Raw genomic sequence first — 24,317 nt, 5'->3', positions numbered from 1 at the left:
CGATACCCGCACGCTCGCTGCGCCCCGGGGGGCCCTCCCGCATACGCCTTCGGTGTCCCCTCGCGCTCAGCCCTTCCGCCTCAGTCCTTCCGCCTCAGTCCTTCCGCCTCAGTCCTTCCGCCTCACCTGGGTCAGCGCCGCCCCCGCGAGGACGATCACCGCACCCACCGGTGTGGTCCAGTGCAACGACTCGCCGAGGATCGCCACGCCCGCCGCGGTGGCGATGACGGGGATGAAGTACGTGACCATCTGGGCCGTGGTGGGCCCGACTTCGGCGACCAGGCCGTACTGGACGAGGACCGCGAGCCCGGTCCCGAGGGCGCCCAGTGCGGCGATCGCCAGCAGGGGGACGAGCGGGAAGTGCGCCGGGACGGAGGTGAACAGCGGGGTGACCACGGCGAGTTGGAGCGTGGCGAGCAGCAACTGCGCACCTGTTATGGACAGATTGGAGTTGCCGGTTCCGGCCAGTGTGCGGCGCACGTAGATCCATCCGACCGGGTAGCTGAGCGACGCCAGCAGTGCCATCGCCGTACCCGTGGCGTCGAGCCCGTGGAAGCCCTGCCACGCGCCGAGGACGGTGAGGACCCCGAGGAAGCCCAGGCCGAGGCCGGCGACGCGCACCCGGGTCGGCCGGTCCTCGGAGAGAGCGACCAGGCTCAGCGCCATGCCCCACAGTGGCGAGGTGGCGTTGCAGATGCCGGCCAGCGTGGACGGGATGGTCAGTTCGGAGTAGGCGAAGAGGGAGAACGGCAGGGCGTTCAGGAAGAACGCGGCGACCGCCATGTGCCCCCACAGCCGCGCCCCGCGCGGCAGCCGCTCCCGCTTCACGGCCATCGCCGCCGCCAGTACCGCCGTACCGAACACCAGCCGCCCCAGGGTGACCTGGAAGGGGGCGTAGCCGTCGGTGCCGACCTTGATCAATAGGAAGCTGAAGCCCCAGATCAGGGACAGGACGCCGAAGCGGAGCCGCCAGTCGAGCCGGGCGCGGGGGCCGGCCGGGGCGGGGGCTTGGGTGCGGGGTGAGGTGACCGTGCTCATGCGGTCAACGATGCTGGATACAACCTCGTAGCACAAGCGAGAAATCTCGACAGACACCTCGTAGTATCACTTACATGTTGAACCTTGAGCGCCTGCGCACCCTGGACGCCCTCGCCCGGCACGGCTCGGTCAGCGCCGCCGCCGACGCGCTGCACGTCACCACGTCCGCGGTCTCGCAGCAGCTCGGCAAGCTGGAGCGGGAGGCGGGCCAGCAGCTCCTCGCCAAGAACGGCCGGGGCGTGCGGCTCACGGACGCCGGACGGCTGCTCGCCGAGCACGCGGCCCGCATCCTCTCCCAGGTGGAGCTGGCCCAGGCCGACCTTGAGGCCCACCGGGGTCAGGTCGTCGGCGAACTGCGCGTCACGGCGTTCCCGACCGCCGCCCGCGGCCTGTTCCCCGCCGCGCTCTCCGCCCTGCGCGCCCAGCACCCGGGCCTGCGCGTGCGCTCCAGCGAGCTGGAACCCGAGCAGGGCATCGCCGGCGTCGTGCGCGGCGACCTCGATCTCGCGGTCGTCCTCGACTGGTACAACAAGCCGATGCCCGTGCCCGACGGTCTGGTCAAGGCCCCGCTGCTGGACGACCCGGCGGAGGTCGCCCTGCCCGTCGGGCACCGCTTTGCCGGCCGTGACGAGGTGGACCTCACCGAGTTCGCGCAGGACGAGTGGATCACCTGGGGCGAGGGCGAGTTCTGCCACGAGTGGCTCATGTTCACGCTGCGCTCGAAGGGCATCGAGCCGATCGTCGGCCATCGCGCCGGGGAGACCCACACCCAACTCGTGCTGGTGGCAGCCGGGTTGGGGGTGTGTGTCGTGCCGCTGCTGGGCCGTGACCCGATGCCCCCCGGTGTGGTCCTCGTGCCGCTCACGCAGCGCGTGCGCCGGCACGTCTACGTCGTCTGGCGCGCGGACGCCGACCGCCGCCCCTCGATCCGCGCGGCGGTCGAGGCGCTGCGGGTGTCCGCACAGCAGTTGTCCGCACAACAGGTGTCCGTGCAAGAGGCTTCCGCAGAGCAGGTGTCCGTGCAGGAGGCTTCCGTGCAGCAGGTGTCCGCGCAGCGGCTCGGCTGAGTCCCGGGAGGGGGCGGGGCTGCCCGCCTCCGTGGGGCTCGGTGCGGGGTGCCCGGTCTCAGCCGCCCAGTTTGCGGAAGTCCCAGGAGACGATCTTCTCCGGGGTCAGCCGTGCCCAGGCGTGCCGGCCGTCGTGCGGCATCTCGTCCAGGCCGAAGTTCTTGCGTGCGAACAGCGCTTCCGGCGCGTCGAGTTCGGCGCACAGCTCACCGGTGCGCGGCGCCTCGCCGACGAACTCCACCCGCCCGGACAGCTCGGCCCCGCGCAACTGGCCGTACTCCTCACCGGAGTCGACCACGACCGCCACCCGCGGATCGCGGCGCAGCTGCGCCCAACGCGCGCTGCGCACCACCGAGTACAGCCACAGCGAGGTGCCGTCCCAGACGAACCACAGCGCGCTGACATGCGGCGCGCCGTCCGCCGAGACGGTCGCGACCCGGCAGGTGCGCCGGGTGGCGAGGAACTCGTCCAGCTCGCCGGACGTCATCATGATCTTCCGGCCCCGGCGCTGCTGAGTGACGGTCATGCGGATCCCTCTTCTCCCACGTCGTGCCAGAGACGTCCGTACCGCGCCGATCCTCTGACATCGCGTCAGAAAAGGGAATGGGCCGTGGCCCTCTCGCCTTCCCCCCGCACGCCGGTACGGCTACGCTCGCCGCCCCGCACCCCGGTGGACGGAGGCAGCATGGCGTCGTGCGAAGAACTCGGGGACCTCATCGAGCCCGCCGGCACCGTCCTGCTCACCGTGGAGTGCCAGCAGGGGGTGGTCGGGCCGGGGAGCGCGCTGCCCGAACTCGCGCGACAGGCCCGCTCCTCCGGGGTCCTGGCCAACGTGGCACGGCTGGTCGCCGCCGCGCACGAGAGCGGGGTGCAGGTGATCCACGCCGTCGCCGAGCGCCGCCCGGACGGCCGGGGCGCCAGTCGCAACTCCCGTCTGTTCCGGGCCGCCGAGCGGCTCCCCGTCCAGCAGTTGACCGGCAGCACCGCGGTGCGCGTGGCGCCCCCGATCGAGGTCACCGAGGAGGACCTCGTCGTACGGCGCCTGCACGGCCTGTCGCCGATCCAGGGCACCGAGGTCGACGCCCTGCCGCGCAACCTCGGCTGCCGCACCCTGATCGTCACCGGGGTCTCGGCCAACGTGGCCGTCCCCAACGCGGTGTTCGACGCCGTCAACCGCGGCTACCGCGCCGTCGTCCCCGCGGACGCCGTCGCGGGGGTGCCCGTCGCGTACGTCCCCGAGATGATCCGCAACACGCTCGCGCTGGTCGCGACGGTCACGACCACGGACGAGATCCTCAAGTGCCTCAAGAGGCCGCCCCGGCGGGCGTGAAGCGCGTCAGGCCAGCTTGATCTCGTCGCCGGAGACGGTGATCTTCTGGGCGGGCAGCGGTTCGGTCGCCGGTCCCTGCCGCACGCTGCCGTCCGCGATCGAGAAATGGCTGTGGTGGCAGGGGCAGGTGATCGCGCCGTCCGTGATGCCACTGACAGTGCACCCCTGGTGGGTGCACTTCGACGAGAAGGCCTTGTACGTGCCGGCGGTCGGCTGCGTGACCACCACGCCCTGGTCCGGGAGGATCTTGCCGCCGCCCTCCGGGATGTCGGAGGTCCTGGCGAGCGTCGTGCCCGCCGCCGCCGTCCCGGAGCCCGTCGAGTCGCCGCCCGAACCGCAGGCGGTCAGCGCGACGACGAGCCCGGCCGCTCCGGCGGCCGCGATGACCGTGCGGCGAGCCGGTCCCGTGGAACCGTCCTCCCGCTCGGGCGTGGCCGGGAACCCGGAGGCGGGCTGGGGCGATGCGCTGGTCATGTGGATTCCCTTCCGCGGAACTGTTGGTGGTTCGACAAGAGGTACGGGCATGGGGCCCGAGACGTTCAGACGGCACCGGCGAACCGCGCCGACGGGACCGGATCGTGGCCGGACGGTGACGAACCGGGCGTCGAGCGCGACGGTGAACGAGCCGGCGCACCGGCGCCGTGCCGCACCAGTAACCTGGGGCGATGCTCAAGGAAGTCACCGCGACCCGCTACATCACGCCTCTGCGTGAGGGCGGCTCGATGCCGGGGCTCGTCGAGGCCGACGACTTCGGGACCTACGTCATGAAGTTCACCGGCGCCGGACAGGGCCGCAAGACCCTGGTCGCCGAGGTCGTCTGCGGCGAACTCGCCCGCCGGCTCGGATTCCGGATGCCCCGCCTGGTCACCGTCGAACTGGACTCCGTGCTGGGGCTCGGCGAGCCCGAGCAGCAGGTGCAGGAGCTGCTGCGGTCCAGCGGCGGCACCAACCTCGGCATGGACTTCCTCTCCGGCGCCCTCGGCTACGACCCGCTCGCCTTCCCGGTCGGCCCCGAGGAGGCCGGGCGGATCGTCTGGTTCGACGCACTGATCAACAACGTCGACCGCTCCTGGCGCAACCCCAACCTCCTCGTGCACCGCGGCGAACTGTGGCTCATCGACCACGGCGCCACGATGATCTGGCACCACAACTGGCCCTCCGCCGAGGCCTCGGCGGCCCGCCCCTACGACGCCTCCGACCACGCCCTCGCCCAGTACGCCCCGGACGTCACGGCCGCCGCGGCCGAACTGGCCCCCCGGATCACCGCGGACCTCCTCGCCGAGGTCACCGCCGAGATCCCAGACGTCTGGCTGGCCGGCGAGCCCGGCTTCGACACCCCGGACGACCTGCGCAGGGCCTACGCGCGGCCCCTGCTCGCCCGCGCGGCCGTCATCGCCGAGCGCATCACCGGCCTCAACACCACCGGCCTCAACACCACCGGCCTCAACACCACCGGCCTCGACGCCACCGGCCTCAAGGAGGGCAAGTGAGCGAGACCCACATCCACATGGCCGGTCATGTCACCGAGCGACACATCACGCGGGCCGGCCAGGGCGGCGACCGCGTCGTGTTCGAGTACGCCCTGCTGCGGGTCGTACCCCGCGTCGAGCGCGGCGAGTGCGTCAACGCGGGCGTGGTCGTCTACTGCCGCGCCAAGGCCTACGTCGGCGCCCGCACCCACCTCGACGAGGCCCGGCTGCTCGCCCTCGCCCCGGCGGTCGACGTGGCCGGGGTGCGGGCCGCGCTGAGGGCGATCGAGCGGCACTGCGCGGGCGGGGAGGAGGCCGGACAGGCAGCGGACGACGACGCCGGGCGCCGCTACCGCTGGGTGATCGCGCCCCGCTCGACCATCGTCCAGCCCGGCCCCGTGCACACCGGGCTGACCACCGACCCGGCGGCCGAGACGGAGCGCCTTCTCGATCTCCTGGTGAGGTAATGGATCACACCGCACCGGTGTCCCGTTGACACCGGGTGCCAAGGCTTCTAGCGTCACGGGTACCGAGGTACTAAGCGGTCGCTCACCGCACCACGGTCCTCCGGGACCACAAGGGTTCTCTCAAGGGCGAGGAGAAGCAGCATGTCCACCACCGAACAGCGGGTCGCGATCGTCACCGGCGCCGCACGCGGCATCGGCGCCGCCACCGCCGTACGACTGGCCGCCGAGGGGCGCGCCGTCGCCGTGATCGACCTGGACGAGGCGGCCTGCAAGGACACCGTCGAGAAGATCACCGCGGCCGGCGGCAAGGCCGTCGCGGTCGGCGCGGACGTCTCCGACGAGGCGCAGGTCGAGGCGGCCGTCGCCCGGGTCGTCGAGGAGCTGGGCGCCCCGACCATCCTGGTCAACAACGCCGGTGTGCTGCGCGACAACCTGCTGTTCAAGATGAGCGCCTCCGACTGGGACACCGTCCTGAACGTGCACCTGCGCGGCTCGTTCCTGATGACCAAGGCCGTCCAGAAGCACATGGTCGACGCGGGCTTCGGCCGGGTCGTCAACCTCTCCTCCTCCTCGGCGCTCGGCAACCGCGGCCAGGCCAACTACTCCGCCGCCAAGGCCGGTCTGCAGGGCTTCACCAAGACCCTCGCCATCGAGCTGGGCAAGTTCGGCATCACCGCCAACGCCGTCGCCCCGGGCTTCATCGCCACCGAGATGACCAAGGCCACCGCCGACCGCGTCGGCATGGGCTTCGAGGACTTCAAGAAGGCCGCCGCGGGCGCCATCCCGGTGCAGCGCGTCGGTGAGCCCGAGGACATCGCCAACGCCATCGCCTTCTTCACGGGCGAGGCGGCCGGCTTCGTCTCCGGCCAGGTGCTGTACGTCGCCGGCGGACCGCTGGACTGACGGACTCCGGGACATTGGGGAACACGGACATGACTGAACTCCCGGAGCTTTCCGGCAAGGTCGCGCTCGTCACCGGCGCGAGCCGCGGCATCGGCTACGGCGTCGCCGAGGCGCTGGTCGCCCGCGGCGACCGCGTGGTCATCACCGGCCGCAACGAGGACGCCCTCAAGGAGGCCGCCGAGCGGCTCGGCGCCGAGCGCGTCCTCGCCGTCGCCGGCAAGGCCCACGACCTGGACCACCAGGCCGAGGTCGTCGAACGCGCCATGGAGGCCTTCGGCCGCGTCGACTTCCTGGTCAACAACGCGGGCACCAACCCGGTCTTCGGCCCGATCGCCGACCTCGACCTGAACGTGGCCCGCAAGGTGTTCGAGACCAACGTGGTCTCGGCGCTCGGCCTCGCCCAGAAGACCTGGCACGCCTGGCAGAAGGACAACGGCGGCGCGATCGTCAACATCGCCTCGATCGCGGGCCTCGCGCCCTCGCCGTTCATCGGTGCCTACGGCATCAGCAAGGCCGCGATGATCAACCTGACCCAGCAGCTGGCACACGAGTTCGCGCCCAGGGTGCGGGTCAACGCGATCGCCCCGGCCGTCGTGAAGACCAAGTTCGCCGAGGCCCTGTACGAGGGCCGCGAGGAGGAGGCGGCCGCGGCCTACCCGCTCGCCCGGCTCGGCGTCCCCGCCGACATCGGTGGGGCGGCCGCGTTCCTCACCTGCGACCAGTCCGACTGGGTCACCGGTCAGACGCTCGTCGTGGACGGCGGCCTCTTCCTCAACGCCGGGGTCTGAACTGCCGTCTGAACTACCCGTCTGAACTGCCTGTCTGAACTGTCCTTCCGACCCGTCCTTCTGGCCCACCCGTCCGGCCCGCCCCCGCGGTCTCACGGTCCGGTCGTCTCGTTCGGGCGCCGTTTCCCAGCGGAACGGCGCCCGAAGCGCGTTTCGGGGTGCGCACGGGGGTATGACAACGTAGTCATCGCCCCATCGATCAAGAACACCTGTTCCAGGGGAGGTTCAGGGGGCGGAACGCTGCGGTATGGTCTGCCGACTCTTGGTATGGCAGACGAGGAGCGTGCGCGTGTTCAACCGGAACCGATTCCTGCGGAGCGTCGCGGCGGTCGCGTCCATATCCGTGGTGGCCGGCTGCAGTCTGCTCTCCAACAGCGACCCGAACGGCAAGGGTCCCATCGTGGTGGGGACGACCAGTGCCCCGAGCGCGCTCGATCCGGCCGCCTCCTGGGACGGTTCCTGGGAGCTGTTCCGCAACATCTACCAGACGCTGGTCGCCTACCCGAACGGCGCCACCAGCCCCGAGCCCGACGCCGCCGAGAGCTGCCGCTTCACCGACTCCGGCAGCCGTACCTACGGTTGCCGCCTGCGCGACGGGATGACGTTCGCCAACGGCGACCCGCTGGACGCGAAGGCCGTCAAGCAGTCCATCGACCGCATCCGCACCATCAACGCCCCCAGCGGCCCCGCCGGGCTGCTCGGCAGCCTGGACCGGGTGGAGACGACCGGCGACCGCGACATCGTCTTCCACCTCAACAAGTCGGACGCGACCTTCCCCTTCGTGCTGGCCACCCCGGCCATGTCGATCGTCGACCCCAAGTACTACCCCGCCGACTCCCTGCGCAAGGGCGCCGCGGTCGACGGCTCCGGCCCCTACCAGCTGAAGTCGTACGAGGAGGGCCAGCAGGCCGTCCTGGTCCGCAACGACCGCTACCAGGGCTTCGCCGACCGGCAGAACGGCGCGGTGACGATCCGCTACTTCCAGGACTCCGCCGCCATGGTCAAGGCACTGCACGACAAGCGGATCGACGTCACTTACCGGGGCCTGGCCGCCGACGACATCCTCGACCTGCAGCGCCACGGCACCACGGACCTGCAACTGGTCGACGGCGCCGGCACGGACATCAGCTACCTGGTGTTCAACCCCAAGGACCCCTGGGCCAAGCAGCCCGCCGTACGCAAGGCGGTCGCCCAGATCGTCGACCGCGGCGCGATCGCGCACAAGGTCTACAAGGACACCGTCGACCCCCTGTACTCGATGGTCCCCAAGGGCCTGACCGGTCACGCCACCCCGTTCTTCGACCATTTCGGCGACCCGAGCGTCCCCAAGGCCCGCACGCTTCTTGAGGACGCGGGCATCCACGAGCGCGTCCCGCTCACCCTCTGGTACACCACCGATCGCTACGGCTCCGAGACGGCCCGCATGTTCCAGGAGCTGAAGCGGCAGCTGGAGAAGTCCGGACTGTTCACGATCACCCTCAAGAGCCGCCCCTGGAAGACCTACGTGGTCGGCTACCAGAAGGGCGAGTACCCGGTGTTCGGCCGCGGCTGGTTCCCCGACTTCCCCGACGCGGACAACTTCATCGCGCCCTTCGTCGGCGACCGCAACGCTCTCGGCACGCCCTACCCCGCCAAGCAGATCACCTCGGTGCTGCTGCCCCGTTCGCGCGCGGAGAGCGACCGCGGCAAGGTGGTGAAGGACTTCGACGAGGCCCAGCAGGTCCTGGTGGACGACGCCCGGCTGATCCCGCTGTGGCAGGGTCGGCAGTACGTGGCGGCCAGCGACGACATCTCCGGCGGCGAGCAGGCCCTCGACCCCTCGACGATCATGATGATGTGGACGCTGCACCGCAAGACCAGCTGGTGAGAGGCCTCGCGGAACCGGTTGTCAGTGGTCGCCTGTAGGTTCTGAGACCTGAAGTGACCGCACGCCGTAGTTGATCGATCGTGAGGACGTTGACGTGACCGACATCGCCATGCTGCCCGAGTCCTGGCGCGGGGTTCTGGGCGACGAGCTGCAGCAGCCCTACTTCAAGGAGCTGATGGAGTTCGTCGAGGAGGAGCGGGCGAAGGGTCCCGTCTACCCGCCGCGCGAGCAGGTCTTCGCCGCGCTGGAGGCGACGCCGTACGACCAGGTGAAGGTCCTGATCCTCGGCCAGGACCCGTACCACGGCGAGGGCCAGGGCCACGGCCTGTGCTTCTCCGTCCGCCCGGGCGTCAAGACCCCGCCCTCCCTGCGGAACATCTACAAGGAGATGCAGGAGGAGCTGGGCCTTCCGGTCCCCGACAACGGCTACCTGATGCCGTGGGCCCAGCAGGGTGTGCTGCTGCTCAACGCGGTGCTCACCGTCCGGGCCGGCGAGGCCAACTCGCACAAGGGCAAGGGCTGGGAGAAGTTCACGGACGCGGTGATCCGCGCGGTGGTCTCCCGGCCCGACCCGGCGGTCTTCGTGCTGTGGGGCAACTACGCGCAGAAGAAGCTCCCGCTGATCGACGAGACCCGGCACACCGTCGTCAAGGGCGCGCACCCCTCGCCGCTGTCCGCGAAGAAGTTCTTCGGCTCCCACCCCTTCACTCAGATCGACGAGGCCGTCGCGGGACAGGGCCACCAGGCCATCGACTGGCGCATCCCGAACCTGGGCTGACCGGGCGTCAGGGGCACGGACCGGTCCGGGACCCGGTCCGTGCCCCGCCGACCGGGCACGGCGCCCGAGCCGTACGGGCCCGCCTGCCCGGGTTTGCCGGTGCCTGCGTCTAGCGTCGATACAGACGGCCGGCGACACGGCCGAGGAGACGGCCGACCACACGGCCGACCACCTGGCCGGGCACACGGTCGGCCACAAGGTCGGCCACACGGCCGAGGAGACGGCCGGTGACGGCTGACGACGGTCCGGAGGACGCGGTGGCGGAGCGACAGGAGCAGGCGGCCCCGGATGCCGTGCTGACGCGGATCGGGCAGGTCGTGATGCTGCATCACGGCGGCGACCGCGAGGAGGCAAGGCGCCGCTTCCTGGACCTGTGGACGGAGATGGGCGAGGCCGGGGATCCCCTGCACCGCTGCACCCTGGCGCACTATCTGGCCGACACCCAGGACGATCCCGCCGACGAACTGGCCTGGGACCTGCGGGCGTTGTCGGCGGCGGAGGAACTGACCGACGGCCGGCCCGGCGCCGACCCCTCGGCCGTCCGCGGCTTCTACCCCTCCCTGTACCTCAATCTCGCCGCCGACTACCTCAAACTGGGCCGCTCCGACGCCGCCCGCAGCCATCTGACCCTCGCCCGCCGCGCGTCCGGCGTCCTCGCCGACGACGGTTACGGCGCCGGGGTCCGGGCGGCCATCAGCCGGATGGAGCTGCGCCTGCGGGACGACGGCACACCGGACGGCGACGGGTGGGGTCCACCGAGACAACGGCCGACCCCGTAGCGGCCCTGCGGGGGTATCGGCGCGGCACGGTGATGGCGCTGCGAGGTGATGGCTCTGCGTGGTGATGGCGCTGCACGGTGATGGCTCTGCGTGGTGACGGCTCTGCGTGGTGATGGCGCTGCACGGTGATGGCTCTGCGTGGTGACGGCTCTGCACGGTGATGGCTCTGCGAGGTGATGGCTCTGCACGGTGATGGCGCTGCGAGGTGACGGCTCTGTGAGCGGGGCCAGGGTTCCAGGTGCGGGCCGGCGGCGGGGTGCGGCGCGCTCAACGGCCGTACGCGCGCTCGCAGATCACCGCCTCCGGGCTGTCCTTGCGCCAGCCCCCGTACTGCTTGCCCAGGGCGCACACGTCCGGCGTCTTCGGGGCGGGCCGGTCGATTCCCGGGATGCGGAGGTGCCGTCCCCGCGGCTGGTCCGGGTGACCGGAGCGGCCCTGGTGCGCGGAGTGAGGGGGCGCCGCGGGCGGGGCCTGCGGCCGGTGCGGGGCCCGCGGGGCCGCCGTCTCCCGGTGCGGGGCCTCCGGCTCGGCGTGCCGCGGCCTCCGTGACGGGCCGACCATCTCCAGTGCCTCCCGCGCCGGTGCCTGCACGACCCGCGGCGTCACGCTGCCGTCCGGCCGGGGCGCCATCGGCTGCGAGGGCGCGGTGTCCGGCGGGGGAGCGGGTGCCGCCGGGCGCTGTACCGTCACACAGCCGGTGAGGGCCGAGACGGCCACGGTGACCAGGAGCGCTGCGGTGGTCGTCGTTCGATGCACCCGGGCAACTCTGCTGGGTCGGCACCGGTGTTGGCACCGTGGACGGCACGGAAATGCCCCCGCATGAGTGATCTCGTTCCCCGCACGGAGGGTCCCGGGGGCCCGAAGGTGACGCTCAGTCGCCGGTGCTGCCGTCGAGCCGCTCGCGGATCAGGTCGGCGTGGCCGTTGTGCCGGGCGTACTCCTCGATCATGTGGGTGTAGATCCAGCGGAGGCTGAACGGCTGCCCGGTGGACCGGCCGGTGCCCTTGGAGAGGCCGTCGAGGGCGAAGCCGGCCGCGTGGCGCCGGGCGATGTCGATCTCCGCCTGCCAGGTGGCGTACGCATCCGCCCAGGTGTCGGCCTCGGTGAGATGGAACTCGCCGTCCCGGTCCCGCTCGCTGGAGTAGATCGGGCCCGGGTCCTGGCCCGCCAGCACCGCGCGGAACCAGCCCCGTTCCACCTCGGCCATGTGCCGCACCAGGCCCATGAGGGACAGCTCGGAGGGCGGCACGGAGGCGGTGCGCAACTACTCGTCGGTCAGTCCTTCGCACTTCCAGGCCAGGGTCTGCCGGTGGTAGTCCAGCCAGCCCTCCAGCATGGCGCGTTCACCGGCGGTCTGGGCGGGCTCGTGGCGTTCGGTCGTCATGGCCGCATCCTCGCAACACGACGGGGCATGCCACCAGCGGGTTTTCGCGGGACCCGGCACAAGCGTTGCTCAGCCGCCGAGCAGGCCGTTCAGCAGTTCCCGCACCCCTTGGCGGACCTCCGCCAGGCTCGGCACCCGCGCGCTGAAGGAGCCGGCCGCGCACGAGAACATCAGCCCGTCCGCCCAGGCGACCAGCGACAGCACGTGCCGGGCCGGATCGGGTGAGCCGACGGCGCCGAGCAGGGCCGCCAGTTGCTCCTGGAAGACGGCGCCCGTCGCGTCGTAGAAGGCGCGCAGTTCGGGGCGGCGGGTGGCCTCCAGGGCCAGTTCGTAGCGGGCGATCAGCAGGTCGCGGCCGTCGGTCAGCGAGCGGTGGACGGCCAGCGCCAGGCCGTCGGCCAGCGCGTCGGGGCCGCCGCGCGGGTCCGGCATCTCCTCCAGCGCGAGCACCCGCGCCTCCCGTTCGGCATGCCGCCGTACCGCGAGTTCCAGCAGTGCCTGCCGGGTGCGCGCCACGTTCGACGTCGAGCCCTGCGGCAGCCCGGCCGCCTCGTCGACGGCCCGGTGGGTCAGTCCGCGCATCCCGCGCTCGGCGAGCAGGGCGAGGGCGGCGTCGGCGACGAGGTCGGCGCGGGAGGCGGTCGGGGTGCTGGTCGTGCCGGGGGTGCTGGTGGTGCCGGTGCTGCTGGTGGTGGTGCGGGGGGTGCTCGGAGTGCGGGGGGCGCGCGGCGTGCGTTCGGGCATGGGGTGACCCTACCCGGGTCACTACAGCTGTAGTAAAGTCACGCTCACTACAGCTGTAGTTCCCGACGGGTGGCAGGAGGAGTCATGGCACACCAGGAGCGCGCCGTAGTCGTCGGCGGCGGGATCGGAGGCCTGGCGGCGGCGGCTGCCCTGCACCGGCGCGGCTGGGACGTCACCGTGCTGGAGCGGGCCCGCTCGCTGGAACCGGTCGGCGCCGCGATCTCGCTCGCCCCCAACGCCCTGCGCGCCCTGGACGTCCTCGGCATCGGCGACGAGATCCGTGACCTGGCCGCCTGGCAGGGCGACGGAGGCCTGCGCACCCCGAGCGGGCGCTGGCTCTCCCGCTCCAGCGCCGAGGCCGCCGAGGCCCGGTTCGGCGGCCCGCTCGTCCTGCTGCCCCGCACCACCCTCGTCGACCGCCTCGCCGCCCTTCTCCCGGCCGGCGCCGTCCGCACCGCCGCCGACGCGCGCCTCGCCGACCCCGGAGACCCCGGCGACCCCCATCGGCCCGCCCGCGTCACCACCGGCGACGAGGAGTGGGAGGCAGCCCTCGTCGTCGGCGCCGACGGCATCAACTCCCGTGTGCGCGGCGCCCTGTTCCCCGCCCACCCGGGGACCGTGTACTCCGGGTTCACCACCTGGCGGGTCCTGATCCCGGTGCCCGCGGTCGCGTTCGCCTCGCACAAGACGTGGGGCCGGGGCCGTATCTGGGGCACCCACCCGCTCAAGGACGGCCGGGTCTACGCCTACGCCGCCGCCATGACCCCGGCCGGCGAGCGCGCCCCGGACGACGAGAAGGCCGAACTCCTGCGCCGGTACGGCGACTGGCACGACCCGATCCCCGCCGTCATCGCCGCCGCCCGCCCCGAGGACGTGCTCCGCCACGACGTCCACCACATCGATCTGCCCCTGCCTGCCTACCACTTGGGCCGGGTCGCCCTCCTCGGCGACGCCGCCCACGCCATGCCCCCGACCCTCGGCCAGGGCGGCAATCAGGCCGTGGAGGACGCGGTCGTCCTCGCCCACCACGGCCACGACCTTGCCGCCTACACCGCCGCCCGGCTCCCGCGCACGACCGCGATCACCCGCCGGGCCGTCCGGGTGGCCCGCCTCGACATGGCCCGTGGCCGCCTCGCGTGCGCCGTCCGCGACACCGCGATCGCCGCACTGTCCAAGGCCGGTCCGGCCCTGCTCCTGCGCGGATTCGACGACATCGCCCACTGGCGTCCGCCGTATGCTTCCGAGGAGGCAGGGGCGGGCGAGAGGTAAGGGGAGTTCACGTGAAGGTCGGCTGCATCGGACTCGGTGACATCGCGCAGAAGGCCTACCTCCCGGTGCTCGGCACACAGCCCGGCGTCGACCTCCACCTCCAGACCCGCACCCCCGCCACCCTCACCCGCGTCGCCGACGCGCTCCACGTGCCCGGGGAGCGCCGGCACACCACCCTGGACTCCCTGCTGGACGCGGGCCTCGACGCGGCCTTCGTGCACGCGCCCACCACTGCGCACGCAGAGATCGTCACCCGGCTCCTGGAAGCGGGCGTGCCCACCTACGTGGACAAGCCCCTCGCCTACGAACTCGCCGACTCCGAACGGCTGGTGGCCCTCGCCGAGCGGCACGGCACCTCGCTCGCCGTCGGCTTCAACCGCCGCCACGCCCCCGCGTACGCGCAGTGCCTGGAGCACCCGCGGGACCTGATCCTGCTGCAGAAGAACCGGATCGGGCTGCCCGAGGAACCGCGCTCGATGATCCTGGACGACTTCATCCACGTCGTCGACACCCTGCGCTTCCTCGCCCCCGGCCGGGTCGACGACGTCACCGTGCGCGCCCGCACCGAGGGCGGCCTCCTCCACCACGTCGTGCTCCAGCTCGCCGGGGACGGCTTCACCGCGCTCGGTGTGATGAACCGGCTCAGCGGCTCCGCCGAGGAGATCCTGGAGGTCTCCGGGCAGGACACCAAGCGCCAGGTGGTCAACCTCGCCGAGGTGATCGACCACAAGGGACAGCCGACGCTGCGCAGGCGCGGGGACTGGGTGCCGGTGGCCCGGCAGCGCGGCATCGAGCAGGCGGTCCTCGCCTTCCTCGACGCCGTCCGCGCGGGCAAGGTGCTCAGTGCCCGGGACGCGCTGGAGACTCACGAACTCTGCGAGCGTGTGGTGCGAGCGGTCGCGGACCGCTCCGGCGCAGCCTGAGCGCCCGCACCCCCTCGGTCCCGCACCACGCGGCCAGCACCAGCAGCGCCCCCTGCACCGGCCAGTCGCCGTACCGCACGAAGGGGGTGATGCCGTGCGCGAGCGGTACCTCGTACACCCGGGCCGTGTTCGCGCCGGTGCCGAGCCAGGGGCCCAGGCGCTGCCCGCTCGGGCCGTAGACGGCGGAGACGCCGGTCAGGGTGGCGTGCACCATCGGGCGGCCCGTCTCGGCGGCCCGCAGCGCGGCCAGCGAGGCGTGCTGCTCGGGGGCCCAGCTGTGCTGGAAGGTCGAGGTCGCGGACTGGCCGAGGAGGACGTCGGCACCGTCCTCGGCGAGATGCCGGCTCATGTCCGGGAACGCGGTCTCGAAACAGATCATCGGGCCGACGCGCAGTCCGTGCCCCACGTCCATCACGACCTGTTCGGTGCCGCGCCGCCGGTCCTCGCCCGCCGCCTTGCCGACGGAGGTGGCCCAGCCGAGCAGCGAGCGGGCCGGGACGTACTCCCCGAAGGGAACCAGCCGCATCTTGTCGTACCGGGCGCCGGTGGGGCCGTCCGGACCGATGAGGACGGAACTCTTGTAGATGCCGGGCCGGTCCGAGCGGCGCGCGTCCACGTTGACCAGGATGTCCGCACCGGTCTGCCGGGACAGCACCGCGATCCGGTGCGCCAGGTCGGGCCGGTCGCCCAGGTCGAAGCCGACGCTGCTCTCGCCCCAGACGACCAGGTCGACGTGCTGACCGGCCAGCCCCCAGGTCAGCCGCTCCTCGCGATCGAAGCGCCGGTCGCCGCCGTCCATCACGCCGGGCTGTACGACCGCGATCCGCACGTGCCCGTCGACGTCCGGACGCGGCGCCCACCACCAGGCAGCCGACGCTGCCGCCCCCGTGGCGACGAGCGAGGCGAGGGCCGGTGTCCGGAACGCGCGCACCGCCACCAGCATGGCCACCGCGACGTTGACGGCCACCACCAGGAAGCTCAGCAGCCACACCCCGCCCACCGACGCCAGCCGCAGCGCCGGACCCACCTGCCACTGGCTGGAGCCGAGCATCCCCCAGGGCCCGCCGAGAGCCTGCCAGGAGCGCACCAGTTCCACCCCCAGCCACGCCGACGGCAGCACCAGCAGCGCGGCCACGCCCCGCCCCGGCGACGGCACCCCGCCGAGGAACCGGCGGACCAGCCAGCCCCACGGCGCCCAGAGCAGGCTCAGCAGCCCGGCTATCAGGAAGATGAACACGTGCAGGCTCGGCAGCAGCCAGTGGTGCACCGCCACCATGAACCCGAACCCGCCGCACCAGCCGTCGTACACCGCGCACCGCCCGGTCGGCGCCGAGCGGGCCAGCAGGATCCAGGGGACCAGGGCGACGTACGCGAACCACCAGAGCGAGGGCGCCGGGAACGCCAGGACGGGCAGGGCACCCGCGAGAGCGGCGGCACAGGAACGCCGCCAGGGAGAGGTCGGCCAGCCGTCGATCAGCCTCATACGGAGTCTCCCTACCCGGGGCTTCCTCCAGTGTGCGCGCCGGGCGCGATCTCCGACAGAGGGCCTGGTGCGGGGGCGGATCAGTCCGGCAGCTCTCTCGCACCGGCCGCCTCGGACGCGGGCGTCGGACCGCGGTCGGGCAGCCGGCGCCACTTCTCCCGCACGACCACCGCGGTCAGCCGCCAGCCCTCCGCCGTGCGCGACAACCCGAAGTCGTACCGGCCTCCGCACACCAGATCCGGCGCACCCGGACCGTCCGCACCGGCGAACCTCATGGGGTTGAGGTAGTCCGCTCGCACCCGCGCGGTGTCCCCGGTGTCATGGTCCAGAATCCCGAACCGCACATGGCGGTTGACGATCAGATGCTGCCGCATCCCGAACAGTTCCATGCTCTCGGCGAGCCATTCGGCGACCCGCTCCGCATCGCCCTCGATACCGCCGGCCGAACGGTAGTCCGCCCGCCCCTTCGCCGTGAACAGCCCGCGGTACGCCGCCCAGTCACCGTCGTCCACCGCCATCGCGTACGCGGTGACCACCTCGTCCACGGCCAGCCGGTCCATCACCGTCGCCAGCTCTACACGCTGCGTCATCGGCTCAGTGTTGGACATGGGGCGGCGGGTGCCAAGAGGCGTACCGGACTATTCAGCGGTTCGGGTTCGCAGGTGGGTGAAACGAGTGAGTGTGCGGTGCGGCGACGTCCGGTCCACCGCCCCGAGACCGGCGGCCCGGCCTCCCGGCGTTCGGCCGAAGCTCACGCCTGCCGCGCCCGAAGACTGTCCGGAGTCACCAATTGCCTTACGGCGCAGGCATGTTGGAATTCCCCTATGGTCACTTCCGCTGACGGAACCACCCGCCCGACTCCGGACGGGCCCGCGCACCATCTGCGTGCCGAGATCGAGCGACTCAGAGACGAGGCTACGCGCCAGAGGACACTCGCCCACCGCCGGGCCGAGTTCTGGGCCAAGGCGGACATCGCCCTCGGTTTCCCCGCGGCCCTGCTCGCGGGCACGGCGGGGGCCGCAGGACTGGCCTCGGCGGACGTGCGAGTTCCCGCTGCCCTCGCCGCTCTGGCCTCCGCCGGGTTCGCGGCGGGAGCCGGCTTCCTGCGCAGCGACACCAGACGCCGCGCCAACAAGCGCGCCCGGCACGCGTGGGCCCTGGTCGAGGCCAGGGCCACGGTGGCACTGGCCCAGGAGCACATGACCCCCGGAGACCTCGGTGACCTGCTGGAATGCCGCCAGGCCGCGCTGGCGGCCTACGACGGCGAGGAGTCCGGGCCGGGAGCACCGTGATCCGTTGACGTGCCCACGCGCCCGCGCGCTTTGACGTGCCAACGCGCCCGCGGGCCTTTCCGTGCCCACGCGTCTTGACGTGCTCACGCGCCCGCGCGCCTTTCCGTGCCCACCCGCCTTGACGTGCCCACGCGCCGACCCGGGTCGGAAATCCCTGCCGTCCGATGGCATTGTCTCCCAGCGTGGAACTGCGTCATCTCACAGGATTCGTCGCCGTCGCCGAAGAACTGCACTTCGGCCGGGCCGCCGAGCGGCTGCACATGGCCCAGTCGCCGCTCAGTCAGCAGATCAGGCTGCTGGAGCGCGACCTCGGGGTCAGGCTCTTCGACCGCACCACGCGGTCCGTGCGGCTCACTCCCGCGGGCCGGGCCCTGCTGGAGCCCGCCCGGCATCTGCTCGCCGAGGCCTCCGCCGTGCGCCGCACCGTCCAGGCCGCCCACCTCGGCGAGGTCGGCCGGGTCACCGTCGGCTTCGCCGGCGCCAGCAGCTATGCGGCGCTCCCGGTGCTGACCCGGGCGGTCACCTCCGAACTCCCGGGCATCGAGCTGGCCCTGGTCGGCCAGACCTACACCGGTGAGGCACTGGGCCGGATCGCCGAAGGCTCGCTGGACCTCGGTTTCGTCGCCCTGCCCGTACGCCGGGGCGTCAGCGCACGCCTCGTACGCCGGGAACGGCTGGTGCTCGCCCTGCCGGACAGCCATCCGCTCGCGGACCGCACCGAGGTCGCCTTCGCCGAGCTGGAGCGGGAGCCGTTCGTGACGTTCCCGGTCGCGCGCGGGTCCGCGGTGCGCGAGGCCACGGTGCAGGCCTGCCACGACGCCGGGTTCGCGCCGCGCATCGTCCAGGAGGCCCCCGACTCGTACAACCTGCTCGCCCTGGTCGGGGCGGGCGTCGGGGTGGCCGTCGTCGTCGAGTCGGCGCGCAGCATCCACCTGGAGCACGTGGTCTTCCGCCGGCTGGCGGGCGACGACGTGCCGGTCCTGCCGATCGCGCTGGGCTGGCGCACCGGCAACCCCTCGGCGGCACTCCAGGCGGTGCTTCGCGTCGCCGAACGCGTTCTGCCGACCCCGGAATCGGGCTGACCGCGCAGGACGGTGTCTTGGCGACGCCGGGTCGTGTTCACCGTCCAGGCCGGGGCGGGTCGGGCCAGGTCAGGCCGGGCCGGGCCGGGCCGGGCTGGCGCGATTGTGCTGGATGACGTCTTACCGGGCCGGGTTATTGGTCTTGGACACCTCCTAATCGCGGCGGGCAGAGTGATGCAGGTCTTGCGACGGCGCAGGGGCGGCCGCCCGGCCCGCGTCCGTGGCGGGACCCGCCGCCACGAGAGGACGCTCGTCATGCAGCACGTCAGTCCCCAGGACGCCTCGGACCCCCAGCACGCCTCGGACCCCGAAGGCGCCTCAGCTCCCGAAGACGCCTCGGGCGCTGCTCACCCGTGTCGACCGCGCCGCCGTCCGGCCCGCCACCGCCGCCCGGGTTGCCGCCATGCACTGACACCACCCACTGGCGCCGTGCACCGACGCCATGCATCGACGCCACCCACTGACGCCATCCACTGAACCGGGCACCGCTTCCGCCGCCGGCCGTACGGCCCCCCGCCCGAGCCGTACCCCCACCGTCAGGAGAACCAGCCCCGTGAATTTCGCCGACCAGGATCCCGCCCTGCGGCCCCTCCTGGACCGGGTGCTCAGCCCGCAGGACCGCACGCGCGTCGAGCCGCTGCTCACCGAACTCGGCGCGCTCGCCGCCGGCGAGATCGACCGGCAGGCCGCCGTCGCCGACGCCCACCCGCCGCGGCTGCGGTCGTACGCCCCGGACGGCGAACGCGTCGACGAGATCGAGTACCACCCCGCGCACGACCGCCTGGCCGCCCTCGCCTACGAACACTTCGGACTCGCCGCGATGTCCCACCGGCCCGGTGTCCACGGCTGGCCCACCAGGACCCCGCACACCGTCAAGTACGCGCTGTCGTACCTGTACGTGCAGTCCGAGTTCGGCATGGCCTGCCCTCTGTCGATGACCGACTCGGCCGCCCGTGTGCTGCGCCTGTTCGACCCGGAGCGGTACGCCGCCGAGATCGCGGCGCTCGCCTCGACCGACCCTCGCACCCGCGCCACCGGCGCGATGTTCATGACCGAGCGGCAGGGCGGCACCGATGTCGGCCTGACCGCGACCGTCGCCACCGACCATGGCACGCACTGGACGCTGAGCGGCCGCAAGTGGTTCGCCTCCAACCCGGGCGCGGACGTGATCCTCACGCTCGCGCGCGTACCGGGCCAGGGCGAGGGCACCCGCGGCCTCGGCATGTTCCTCGTGCCGCGGCTGCGGCCCGACGGCAGCCGCAACGCGATCCGCGTCGACCGGCTCAAGGACAAGCTGGGCTCGCGTTCCATCCCCAGCGGCGAGGTCACCCTGGACGAGGCGTACGCGACACCCGTCGGCGAACTCACCCGCGGCTTCCGGCAGATGGCCGAGATGCTCAACGTCTCCCGGCTCTCCAACGCCATGCGCGCCACCGCGCTGATGCGCCGCGCCGTCCGCGAGGCCGTGGCCCACACGCGGCAGCGGCACGTCTTCGGCAAGCCCCTCTTCGAGCAGCCGCTGATGCGCGCCACGCTGCTGCCGCTGGTCCTCGACGCCGAGGCCGCGCTCGGCCTCGTCCTGGAGGCCGCCGCCCTCCTGGACGCAGCCGACGCCGCCGACGCAGCTGACGCGGGCGACACCGCGGCCGGCGACCTGGTGCGCGTGCTCACGCCGCTCGCCAAGCACACCCTGTGCAAGCGCGCCCGCTCCGTCACCGGCGAGACGATGGAGATCCGCGGCGGCAACGGCTACATCGAGGACTGGGTCGACCCGAGGCTGCTGCGCGACGCCCACCTCGGCTCGATCTGGGAGGGCTCGTCCAACGTCATCGCCCTCGACGTGCTGCGCTGCCTGCGCCGAGGTGGCGCGCACCACACCCTCGCCGACACCTACGGCTCCGGTTCGTACGACGGGCAGGACGACTCCCGCCTGTCCCGGCGCTGGGCGGACCTGCGCGCCCGCGGCGACCGCCTCCTCGAACTCGACGAGGACGCCCAGCAGATGCGGATCGGCCGGTACGCCGACGACCTCACCCGCGCCGTCATGGCCTCCCTGTTCCTGCGACAGGCCGCCTTCGAGGCCGACCGCACCGGGAACGGACGCACACTGCTCGCGGCGCACACGTACCGGCTTCTCCTCGACGAACCGGACGCCGTACCCCGAATCGCCCTTGACCACCTGGCCGAACTGGCCGAAGGAGGCACCGTACCGATGTCCGTCGCCAAGGAGGCCGCCGATGTCTGACCCCACGCCGCCGCCCGCCCCCGCCGCGCCCCTCGCCGGCATCCGCGTCGTGGACCTGTCCAAGATCCTCGCCGGCCCCTACGTCACGATGTCCCTCGCCGACCTGGGCGCCGACGTCATCAAGGTCGAGCACCCCGACGGCGGTGACCCGACGCGCCGCTGGGGCCCGCCGTTCAACGGACCCGACGCGACGTACTACCTGGCCGCCAACCGCAACAAGCGCTCCGTGACGCTCGACCTGAAGTCCCCCGAGGGACAGGAGGCCGTGCACCGGATGCTGGCCGGCGCCGACGTCCTCGTCGAGAACTTCCGGCCCGGCAGCTCGCTCGCCCGCGTCTTCGACCACCGCGCGATCAGCGAGCGCTACCCCCGCCTCGTCGTCCTGCACATCTCCGCGTTCGGCGAGAGCGGACCACTGCGCGACGAGCCCGGATACGACATGGTCGCCCAGGCGTCGGCCGGGCTGATGTCGCTGACCGGCGAGCCCGACGGGCCGCCGGTGAAGGCCGGCTACGCGATGGGGGACCTCGGAGCCGCCCTGTTCGGACTCTCCGGCGTCACCGCGGCGCTTTTCGCACGGGAGCGCACCGGGCGCGGGCAGTACGTCACGACCTCGCTGTACGAGTCGCAGCTCGCCCTGCACATCAACTGGGCCACCGGCTACTTCGCCACCGGTGAACGCCCCGGCCGCCTCGGCTCCGGACACCCGAGCCTGGTGCCGTACCAGGCCTACCCGGCGGCAGACGGCCACTTCGTGATCGCCGTCGGCAACGACGCGCTGTTCCGCAGGCTGTGCGCGGCGCTCGGCCACGACGAGTGGGCGCACGACCCGCGCTTCGCCACCAACAGCGCCCGTGTCGAGCACCGCGCCGCACTGAACGCGCACCTCGAAGCCGTGCTCGCCGAGGCCGGTGTCGCCCACTGGTGCGCCCTGCTGAAGGACGCGGGCGTGCCCGTGACCCCGATCCGCACCCTCGACGAGGTGTACGCCTGCGAGCAGACCGCCGCCCTCGGCATGGTCCAGAAGGCCGACCACCCCGAGGCGGGACCGCTGGAGCAGGTCGCCTTCCCCGTGAGCTTCGGCGGCGAACGCCCGCCGGTGCGCACGGCACCGCCCACCCTCGGTCAGCACAGCCGCGACGTCCTCGCCGAACTCGGTTACGGCAAGGACGAGATCGACGTCCTGCTGACACCGCGTCCGGATCCCCGGCCCGCGCCGGACCCGCCCACCCGCCCCACCCGTTCCACTCGCCCCACCGTGAACAACGACCCGCAAGGAGCCTGACCATGGCCAAGCCGTCCCCCCTCGACCCTGTCGACCCGCTGGGCCTGGAGCACCTGCTCACCGACGAGGAGCGGGCCGTCCGCGACACCGTCCGCCAGTACCTCGACGAGCGCGTCCAGCCGCACATCGGCGACTGGTTCGAGCGCGGCGAGCTGCCCTCCCTGCGCGAACTCGCCCGGGACTTCGGCAAGATGGGCCTGCTCGGCATGCACCTGGAGGGCTACGGCTGCGCGGGCATGTCGGCACGCGCGTACGGCATCGCCTGCCGTGAGCTGGAGGCCTGCGACTCGGGGCTGCGGTCCTTCGTGTCCGTGCAGGGCTCCCTCGCCATGTTCGCGATCCACCGCTTCGGCAGCGAGGAGCAGAAGAACGAGTGGCTGCCGCGCATGGCCGCGGGCGAGGCCATCGGCTGCTTCGGCCTGACCGAGCCCGACCACGGCTCCGACCCGTCCTCGATGCGCACCCGCGCACGCCGTGACGGCGACGACTGGATCCTCGACGGGCGCAAGATGTGGATCACCAACGGCTCGGTCGCGGAGGTGGCCGTGGTGTGGGCCCGCACCGACGACGGCATCCGCGGCTTCGTCGTGCCCACCGGCACGCCCGGCTTCTCGGCGCCCGAGATCAAGCACAAGATGTCGCTGCGGGCCAGCGTGACGAGCGAACTGGTCCTGGACGGCGTACGCCTGCCCGCGAGCGCGATGCTGCCCGAAGCACGCGGCGTCTCCGGCCCGCTGACCTGCCTGAACGAGGCCCGCTACGGCATCGTCTGGGGCGTCACCGGCGCGGCGCGCTCCGCCTGGCAGGCGGCTGCCCGGTACGCCGGCGAGCGCGAGCAGTTCGGCAAGCCGATCGCCGCGTTCCAGCTGACCCAGCAGAAGCTCGTCGACATGGCCCTGGAACTGCACAAGGCCACCCTGACCGCGCTGCACCTGGCCCAGTTGAAGGACGGCCCCGGCGTCCACCCGGCGCAGATCAGCTTCGGCAAGCTGAACAACGTGCGCGAGGCCATCGAGATCTGCCGCACCGCGCGCACGATCCTCGGCGCCAACGGCATCTCGCTGGAGTTCCCCGTGATCCGGCACATGAACAACCTGGAGTCGGTGCTGACGTACGAGGGCACGACCGAGATGCACACGCTCGCCCTCGGCCAGGCGCTCACGGGACACGCCGCCTTCCGCTGACCCCGCCCTTCCCTGCCCTTGTCCTCCTGCCGCCGTCCGACACCGCGCCGGACGGCGGCAGTTGCCGTATGCGGGGGACGACCATGACGTCGTGCGAGGCCACTTTCCCGGCCACTTTCTAGGCCGCCTTGATGATCTTCCCGCGGATGGCGGCTGCCCATTCGACCACCAACAGCTCGTACTCCGCGCGCTCTTGGGCCGAGAGGGAACCGCCCGCGCGCAGCCACAGCGCCCGGATCTGCTCGTTGACCTCGGCGGCAGACCGTAAGGAACCAAGGGGCATGGAATCGGGGGACATGCGCACAGACTAGGGGCAAGAACTGACAGTGCGCTACCGCGTCGCTACGCAGACCGCATGGGATTGGCCACAACTGGGCCGGCTGGGGCGGCAGTACGGGGGAACCATCAGGGCACGGCCCGGATGGGCAGGAGGGCCACCACCGTCGTCGTACGGCCGGCAGAGAGAAGGCTGATCATGGCCGACCTGTGGATGCCCGGGGCTGCCCGGCATTCGCTGGGCAACACCGGGGCGATGAACGGCGGCCCCGCGCGGGCCGTCTGGCACGTCACCAGCAACGCCAAGGACTGGACGTTCGCGGCCGAACTCGGCTGATTCACCGGCGGCGGCGCCGGCACGGCACCGCACCTGCTGTGAGATCCGTTCACCGGGCAGCTCACACAGTTCTTCCCCGCCAACTCCCGCTCGCTGTCGCTCCAGAACGCCGGCAGCGTGAAGACGAACCGGAGCGGGAAGCGCTGCGTCCAGATCGAGATCGTGCTCGACCCCGGTCCCATGCCGAACCTGTTCGCCAGCGCGCCCCTTCCACACCGGCCGCCGCTTGCCGGTCGTTGCCGCCATGCACAAGCGGCTCGTCGCGGAAGGCTGCAACCGCTACAAGTCCACCGCCGACCAGGACGTGTGGGGCTCCGGCGACGTCAC

The 24,317-nt window shown here is 72.3% G+C and carries 25 protein-coding genes and 1 pseudogene; 17 read left to right on the top strand and 9 right to left on the bottom strand.

Features of this window, described 5'->3' with window-relative positions; all coding sequences use genetic code 11:
* Positions 1 to 108: 108 nt before the first annotated feature.
* On the bottom strand, positions 109 to 1,038 hold the full coding sequence (locus ACGFYV_RS30180; RefSeq protein WP_393881679.1) for a DMT family transporter: 930 nt from the start codon (positions 1,036 to 1,038) through the stop codon (positions 109 to 111).
* 74 nt (positions 1,039 to 1,112) lie between these two features.
* Here ACGFYV_RS30180 and ACGFYV_RS30175 point away from each other — a divergent pair, with 74 nt between their 5' ends.
* Positions 1,113 to 2,105: a LysR family transcriptional regulator gene (locus ACGFYV_RS30175; RefSeq protein ID WP_393881678.1), complete on the top strand. Its 993-nt coding sequence runs from the start codon at positions 1,113 to 1,115 to the stop codon at positions 2,103 to 2,105.
* Between the two features lie 58 nt (positions 2,106 to 2,163).
* On the opposite strand, the gene ACGFYV_RS30170 is transcribed toward ACGFYV_RS30175, so the two are convergent.
* On the bottom strand, positions 2,164 to 2,631 hold the full coding sequence (locus ACGFYV_RS30170) for a pyridoxamine 5'-phosphate oxidase family protein (RefSeq protein WP_393881677.1): 468 nt from the start codon (positions 2,629 to 2,631) through the stop codon (positions 2,164 to 2,166).
* 159 nt (positions 2,632 to 2,790) lie between these two features.
* Here ACGFYV_RS30170 and ACGFYV_RS30165 point away from each other — a divergent pair, with 159 nt between their 5' ends.
* A complete protein-coding gene (locus tag ACGFYV_RS30165; RefSeq protein WP_393881676.1) occupies positions 2,791 to 3,435 on the top strand; it encodes a cysteine hydrolase in 645 nt (214 codons plus the stop codon).
* A 6-nt stretch (positions 3,436 to 3,441) separates the two neighbouring features.
* On the opposite strand, the gene ACGFYV_RS30160 is transcribed toward ACGFYV_RS30165, so the two are convergent.
* Positions 3,442 to 3,909, bottom strand: coding sequence for a Rieske (2Fe-2S) protein (locus ACGFYV_RS30160; RefSeq protein WP_393881675.1), 468 nt, complete (start codon positions 3,907 to 3,909; stop codon positions 3,442 to 3,444).
* A gap of 191 nt (positions 3,910 to 4,100) precedes the next feature.
* Between ACGFYV_RS30160 and ACGFYV_RS30155 the strand changes: the two genes are divergently transcribed.
* From ACGFYV_RS30155 to ACGFYV_RS30125, 7 genes are all read left to right on the top strand, one after another.
* The gene (locus ACGFYV_RS30155) at positions 4,101 to 4,925 is read left to right on the top strand and encodes a HipA family kinase (protein ID WP_393881674.1); all 825 of its coding nucleotides are present in this window, start codon (positions 4,101 to 4,103) and stop codon (positions 4,923 to 4,925) included.
* Complete coding sequence (locus tag ACGFYV_RS30150) at positions 4,922 to 5,371, top strand: DUF3037 domain-containing protein (RefSeq protein WP_393881673.1); 450 nt, start codon at positions 4,922 to 4,924, stop codon at positions 5,369 to 5,371. The genes ACGFYV_RS30155 and ACGFYV_RS30150 overlap by 4 nt, the downstream gene beginning before the upstream one ends.
* Positions 5,372 to 5,512: 141 nt before the next feature.
* Positions 5,513 to 6,274 (top strand): 3-oxoacyl-ACP reductase FabG, encoded by a 762-nt coding sequence (gene fabG, locus ACGFYV_RS30145; protein WP_393881672.1) that lies wholly within the window; start codon positions 5,513 to 5,515, stop codon positions 6,272 to 6,274.
* Between the two features lie 29 nt (positions 6,275 to 6,303).
* Positions 6,304 to 7,062 carry an SDR family oxidoreductase gene (locus tag ACGFYV_RS30140; protein ID WP_393881671.1) on the top strand — a complete coding sequence of 253 codons (759 nt, stop codon included), beginning with the start codon at positions 6,304 to 6,306 and terminating at the stop codon, positions 7,060 to 7,062.
* Positions 7,063 to 7,351: 289 nt separating this feature from the next.
* Entirely contained in the window at positions 7,352 to 8,929 is a 1,578-nt protein-coding gene (locus ACGFYV_RS30135) for an ABC transporter substrate-binding protein (protein ID WP_393881670.1), read from the top strand.
* A gap of 94 nt (positions 8,930 to 9,023) precedes the next feature.
* Entirely contained in the window at positions 9,024 to 9,707 is a 684-nt protein-coding gene (ung, locus tag ACGFYV_RS30130; RefSeq protein WP_393881669.1) for a uracil-DNA glycosylase, read from the top strand.
* Between the two features lie 257 nt (positions 9,708 to 9,964).
* Positions 9,965 to 10,486, top strand: a complete 522-nt coding sequence (locus ACGFYV_RS30125) for a hypothetical protein (protein ID WP_393881715.1) — start codon at positions 9,965 to 9,967, stop codon at positions 10,484 to 10,486.
* A 267-nt stretch (positions 10,487 to 10,753) separates the two neighbouring features.
* On the opposite strand, the gene ACGFYV_RS30120 is transcribed toward ACGFYV_RS30125, so the two are convergent.
* From ACGFYV_RS30120 to ACGFYV_RS30110, 3 genes and pseudogenes are all read right to left on the bottom strand, one after another.
* Positions 10,754 to 11,242, bottom strand: a complete 489-nt coding sequence (locus ACGFYV_RS30120; protein WP_393881668.1) for a hypothetical protein — start codon at positions 11,240 to 11,242, stop codon at positions 10,754 to 10,756.
* Positions 11,243 to 11,357: 115 nt separating this feature from the next.
* Positions 11,358 to 11,870, bottom strand: a pseudogene (locus tag ACGFYV_RS30115) (DinB family protein).
* A gap of 69 nt (positions 11,871 to 11,939) precedes the next feature.
* Positions 11,940 to 12,614, bottom strand: coding sequence for a TetR/AcrR family transcriptional regulator (locus ACGFYV_RS30110; protein ID WP_393881667.1), 675 nt, complete (start codon positions 12,612 to 12,614; stop codon positions 11,940 to 11,942).
* A gap of 84 nt (positions 12,615 to 12,698) precedes the next feature.
* On the opposite strand from ACGFYV_RS30110, the gene ACGFYV_RS30105 reads away from it, so the two are divergent.
* Together ACGFYV_RS30105 and ACGFYV_RS30100 are read left to right on the top strand one after the other, a co-directional pair.
* Positions 12,699 to 13,883: an FAD-dependent monooxygenase gene (locus ACGFYV_RS30105; RefSeq protein ID WP_393881666.1), complete on the top strand. Its 1,185-nt coding sequence runs from the start codon at positions 12,699 to 12,701 to the stop codon at positions 13,881 to 13,883.
* An 11-nt stretch (positions 13,884 to 13,894) separates the two neighbouring features.
* Positions 13,895 to 14,806 carry a Gfo/Idh/MocA family protein gene (locus ACGFYV_RS30100; protein ID WP_393881665.1) on the top strand — a complete coding sequence of 304 codons (912 nt, stop codon included), beginning with the start codon at positions 13,895 to 13,897 and terminating at the stop codon, positions 14,804 to 14,806.
* On the opposite strand, the gene lnt is transcribed toward ACGFYV_RS30100, so the two are convergent.
* The gene (gene lnt / locus ACGFYV_RS30095) at positions 14,724 to 16,289 is read right to left on the bottom strand and encodes an apolipoprotein N-acyltransferase (RefSeq protein ID WP_393881664.1); all 1,566 of its coding nucleotides are present in this window, start codon (positions 16,287 to 16,289) and stop codon (positions 14,724 to 14,726) included. The two genes, ACGFYV_RS30100 and lnt, sit on opposite strands and share 83 nt — an antisense overlap.
* A gap of 80 nt (positions 16,290 to 16,369) precedes the next feature.
* Positions 16,370 to 16,879 carry a nuclear transport factor 2 family protein gene (locus ACGFYV_RS30090; RefSeq protein WP_393881663.1) on the bottom strand — a complete coding sequence of 170 codons (510 nt, stop codon included), beginning with the start codon at positions 16,877 to 16,879 and terminating at the stop codon, positions 16,370 to 16,372.
* 234 nt (positions 16,880 to 17,113) lie between these two features.
* Between ACGFYV_RS30090 and ACGFYV_RS30085 the strand changes: the two genes are divergently transcribed.
* From ACGFYV_RS30085 to ACGFYV_RS30065, 5 genes are all read left to right on the top strand, one after another.
* Positions 17,114 to 17,581, top strand: a complete 468-nt coding sequence (locus ACGFYV_RS30085) for a hypothetical protein (RefSeq protein ID WP_393881662.1) — start codon at positions 17,114 to 17,116, stop codon at positions 17,579 to 17,581.
* A 182-nt stretch (positions 17,582 to 17,763) separates the two neighbouring features.
* Positions 17,764 to 18,663 (top strand): LysR substrate-binding domain-containing protein, encoded by a 900-nt coding sequence (locus ACGFYV_RS30080; RefSeq protein ID WP_393881661.1) that lies wholly within the window; start codon positions 17,764 to 17,766, stop codon positions 18,661 to 18,663.
* Positions 18,664 to 19,216: 553 nt separating this feature from the next.
* Complete coding sequence (locus tag ACGFYV_RS30075) at positions 19,217 to 20,908, top strand: acyl-CoA dehydrogenase family protein (protein WP_393881660.1); 1,692 nt, start codon at positions 19,217 to 19,219, stop codon at positions 20,906 to 20,908.
* Entirely contained in the window at positions 20,901 to 22,193 is a 1,293-nt protein-coding gene (locus tag ACGFYV_RS30070) for a CaiB/BaiF CoA transferase family protein (RefSeq protein WP_393881659.1), read from the top strand. The genes ACGFYV_RS30075 and ACGFYV_RS30070 overlap by 8 nt, the downstream gene beginning before the upstream one ends.
* Before the next feature lie 2 nt (positions 22,194 to 22,195).
* Positions 22,196 to 23,377 carry an acyl-CoA dehydrogenase family protein gene (locus tag ACGFYV_RS30065; protein WP_393881658.1) on the top strand — a complete coding sequence of 394 codons (1,182 nt, stop codon included), beginning with the start codon at positions 22,196 to 22,198 and terminating at the stop codon, positions 23,375 to 23,377.
* A gap of 118 nt (positions 23,378 to 23,495) precedes the next feature.
* On the opposite strand, the gene ACGFYV_RS30060 is transcribed toward ACGFYV_RS30065, so the two are convergent.
* Positions 23,496 to 23,675 carry a hypothetical protein gene (locus ACGFYV_RS30060; protein WP_393881657.1) on the bottom strand — a complete coding sequence of 60 codons (180 nt, stop codon included), beginning with the start codon at positions 23,673 to 23,675 and terminating at the stop codon, positions 23,496 to 23,498.
* A gap of 177 nt (positions 23,676 to 23,852) precedes the next feature.
* On the opposite strand from ACGFYV_RS30060, the gene ACGFYV_RS30055 reads away from it, so the two are divergent.
* Positions 23,853 to 23,990 carry a hypothetical protein gene (locus ACGFYV_RS30055; protein WP_393881656.1) on the top strand — a complete coding sequence of 46 codons (138 nt, stop codon included), beginning with the start codon at positions 23,853 to 23,855 and terminating at the stop codon, positions 23,988 to 23,990.
* Positions 23,991 to 24,317: the final 327 nt, after the last annotated feature.

Source organism: Streptomyces sp. NPDC048297, from assembly GCF_043201585.1.
In the GTDB taxonomy this organism is placed as follows: Bacteria; Actinomycetota; Actinomycetes; order Streptomycetales; family Streptomycetaceae; genus Streptomyces.
The sequence above is the reverse complement of the archived record's forward strand: the minus strand, read 5'-3'. Positions and strand labels throughout refer to the sequence as shown.

Coding starts and splice junctions, on each gene's coding strand:
- ACGFYV_RS30180 (WP_393881679.1), bottom strand. CDS start 1,038: ATGAGCACGGTCACCTCACCCCGCACCCAAGCCCCCGCCCCGGCCGGC.
- ACGFYV_RS30175 (WP_393881678.1), top strand. CDS start 1,113: ATGTTGAACCTTGAGCGCCTGCGCACCCTGGACGCCCTCGCCCGGCAC.
- ACGFYV_RS30170 (WP_393881677.1), bottom strand. CDS start 2,631: ATGACCGTCACTCAGCAGCGCCGGGGCCGGAAGATCATGATGACGTCC.
- ACGFYV_RS30165 (WP_393881676.1), top strand. CDS start 2,791: ATGGCGTCGTGCGAAGAACTCGGGGACCTCATCGAGCCCGCCGGCACC.
- ACGFYV_RS30160 (WP_393881675.1), bottom strand. CDS start 3,909: ATGACCAGCGCATCGCCCCAGCCCGCCTCCGGGTTCCCGGCCACGCCC.
- ACGFYV_RS30155 (WP_393881674.1), top strand. CDS start 4,101: ATGCTCAAGGAAGTCACCGCGACCCGCTACATCACGCCTCTGCGTGAG.
- fabG (WP_393881672.1), top strand. CDS start 5,513: ATGTCCACCACCGAACAGCGGGTCGCGATCGTCACCGGCGCCGCACGC.
- ACGFYV_RS30140 (WP_393881671.1), top strand. CDS start 6,304: ATGACTGAACTCCCGGAGCTTTCCGGCAAGGTCGCGCTCGTCACCGGC.
- ACGFYV_RS30110 (WP_393881667.1), bottom strand. CDS start 12,614: ATGCCCGAACGCACGCCGCGCGCCCCCCGCACTCCGAGCACCCCCCGC.
- ACGFYV_RS30105 (WP_393881666.1), top strand. CDS start 12,699: ATGGCACACCAGGAGCGCGCCGTAGTCGTCGGCGGCGGGATCGGAGGC.
- lnt (WP_393881664.1), bottom strand. CDS start 16,289: ATGAGGCTGATCGACGGCTGGCCGACCTCTCCCTGGCGGCGTTCCTGT.
- ACGFYV_RS30090 (WP_393881663.1), bottom strand. CDS start 16,879: ATGACGCAGCGTGTAGAGCTGGCGACGGTGATGGACCGGCTGGCCGTG.
- ACGFYV_RS30085 (WP_393881662.1), top strand. CDS start 17,114: ATGGTCACTTCCGCTGACGGAACCACCCGCCCGACTCCGGACGGGCCC.
- ACGFYV_RS30070 (WP_393881659.1), top strand. CDS start 20,901: ATGTCTGACCCCACGCCGCCGCCCGCCCCCGCCGCGCCCCTCGCCGGC.
- ACGFYV_RS30065 (WP_393881658.1), top strand. CDS start 22,196: ATGGCCAAGCCGTCCCCCCTCGACCCTGTCGACCCGCTGGGCCTGGAG.
- ACGFYV_RS30060 (WP_393881657.1), bottom strand. CDS start 23,675: ATGTCCCCCGATTCCATGCCCCTTGGTTCCTTACGGTCTGCCGCCGAG.
- ACGFYV_RS30055 (WP_393881656.1), top strand. CDS start 23,853: ATGGCCGACCTGTGGATGCCCGGGGCTGCCCGGCATTCGCTGGGCAAC.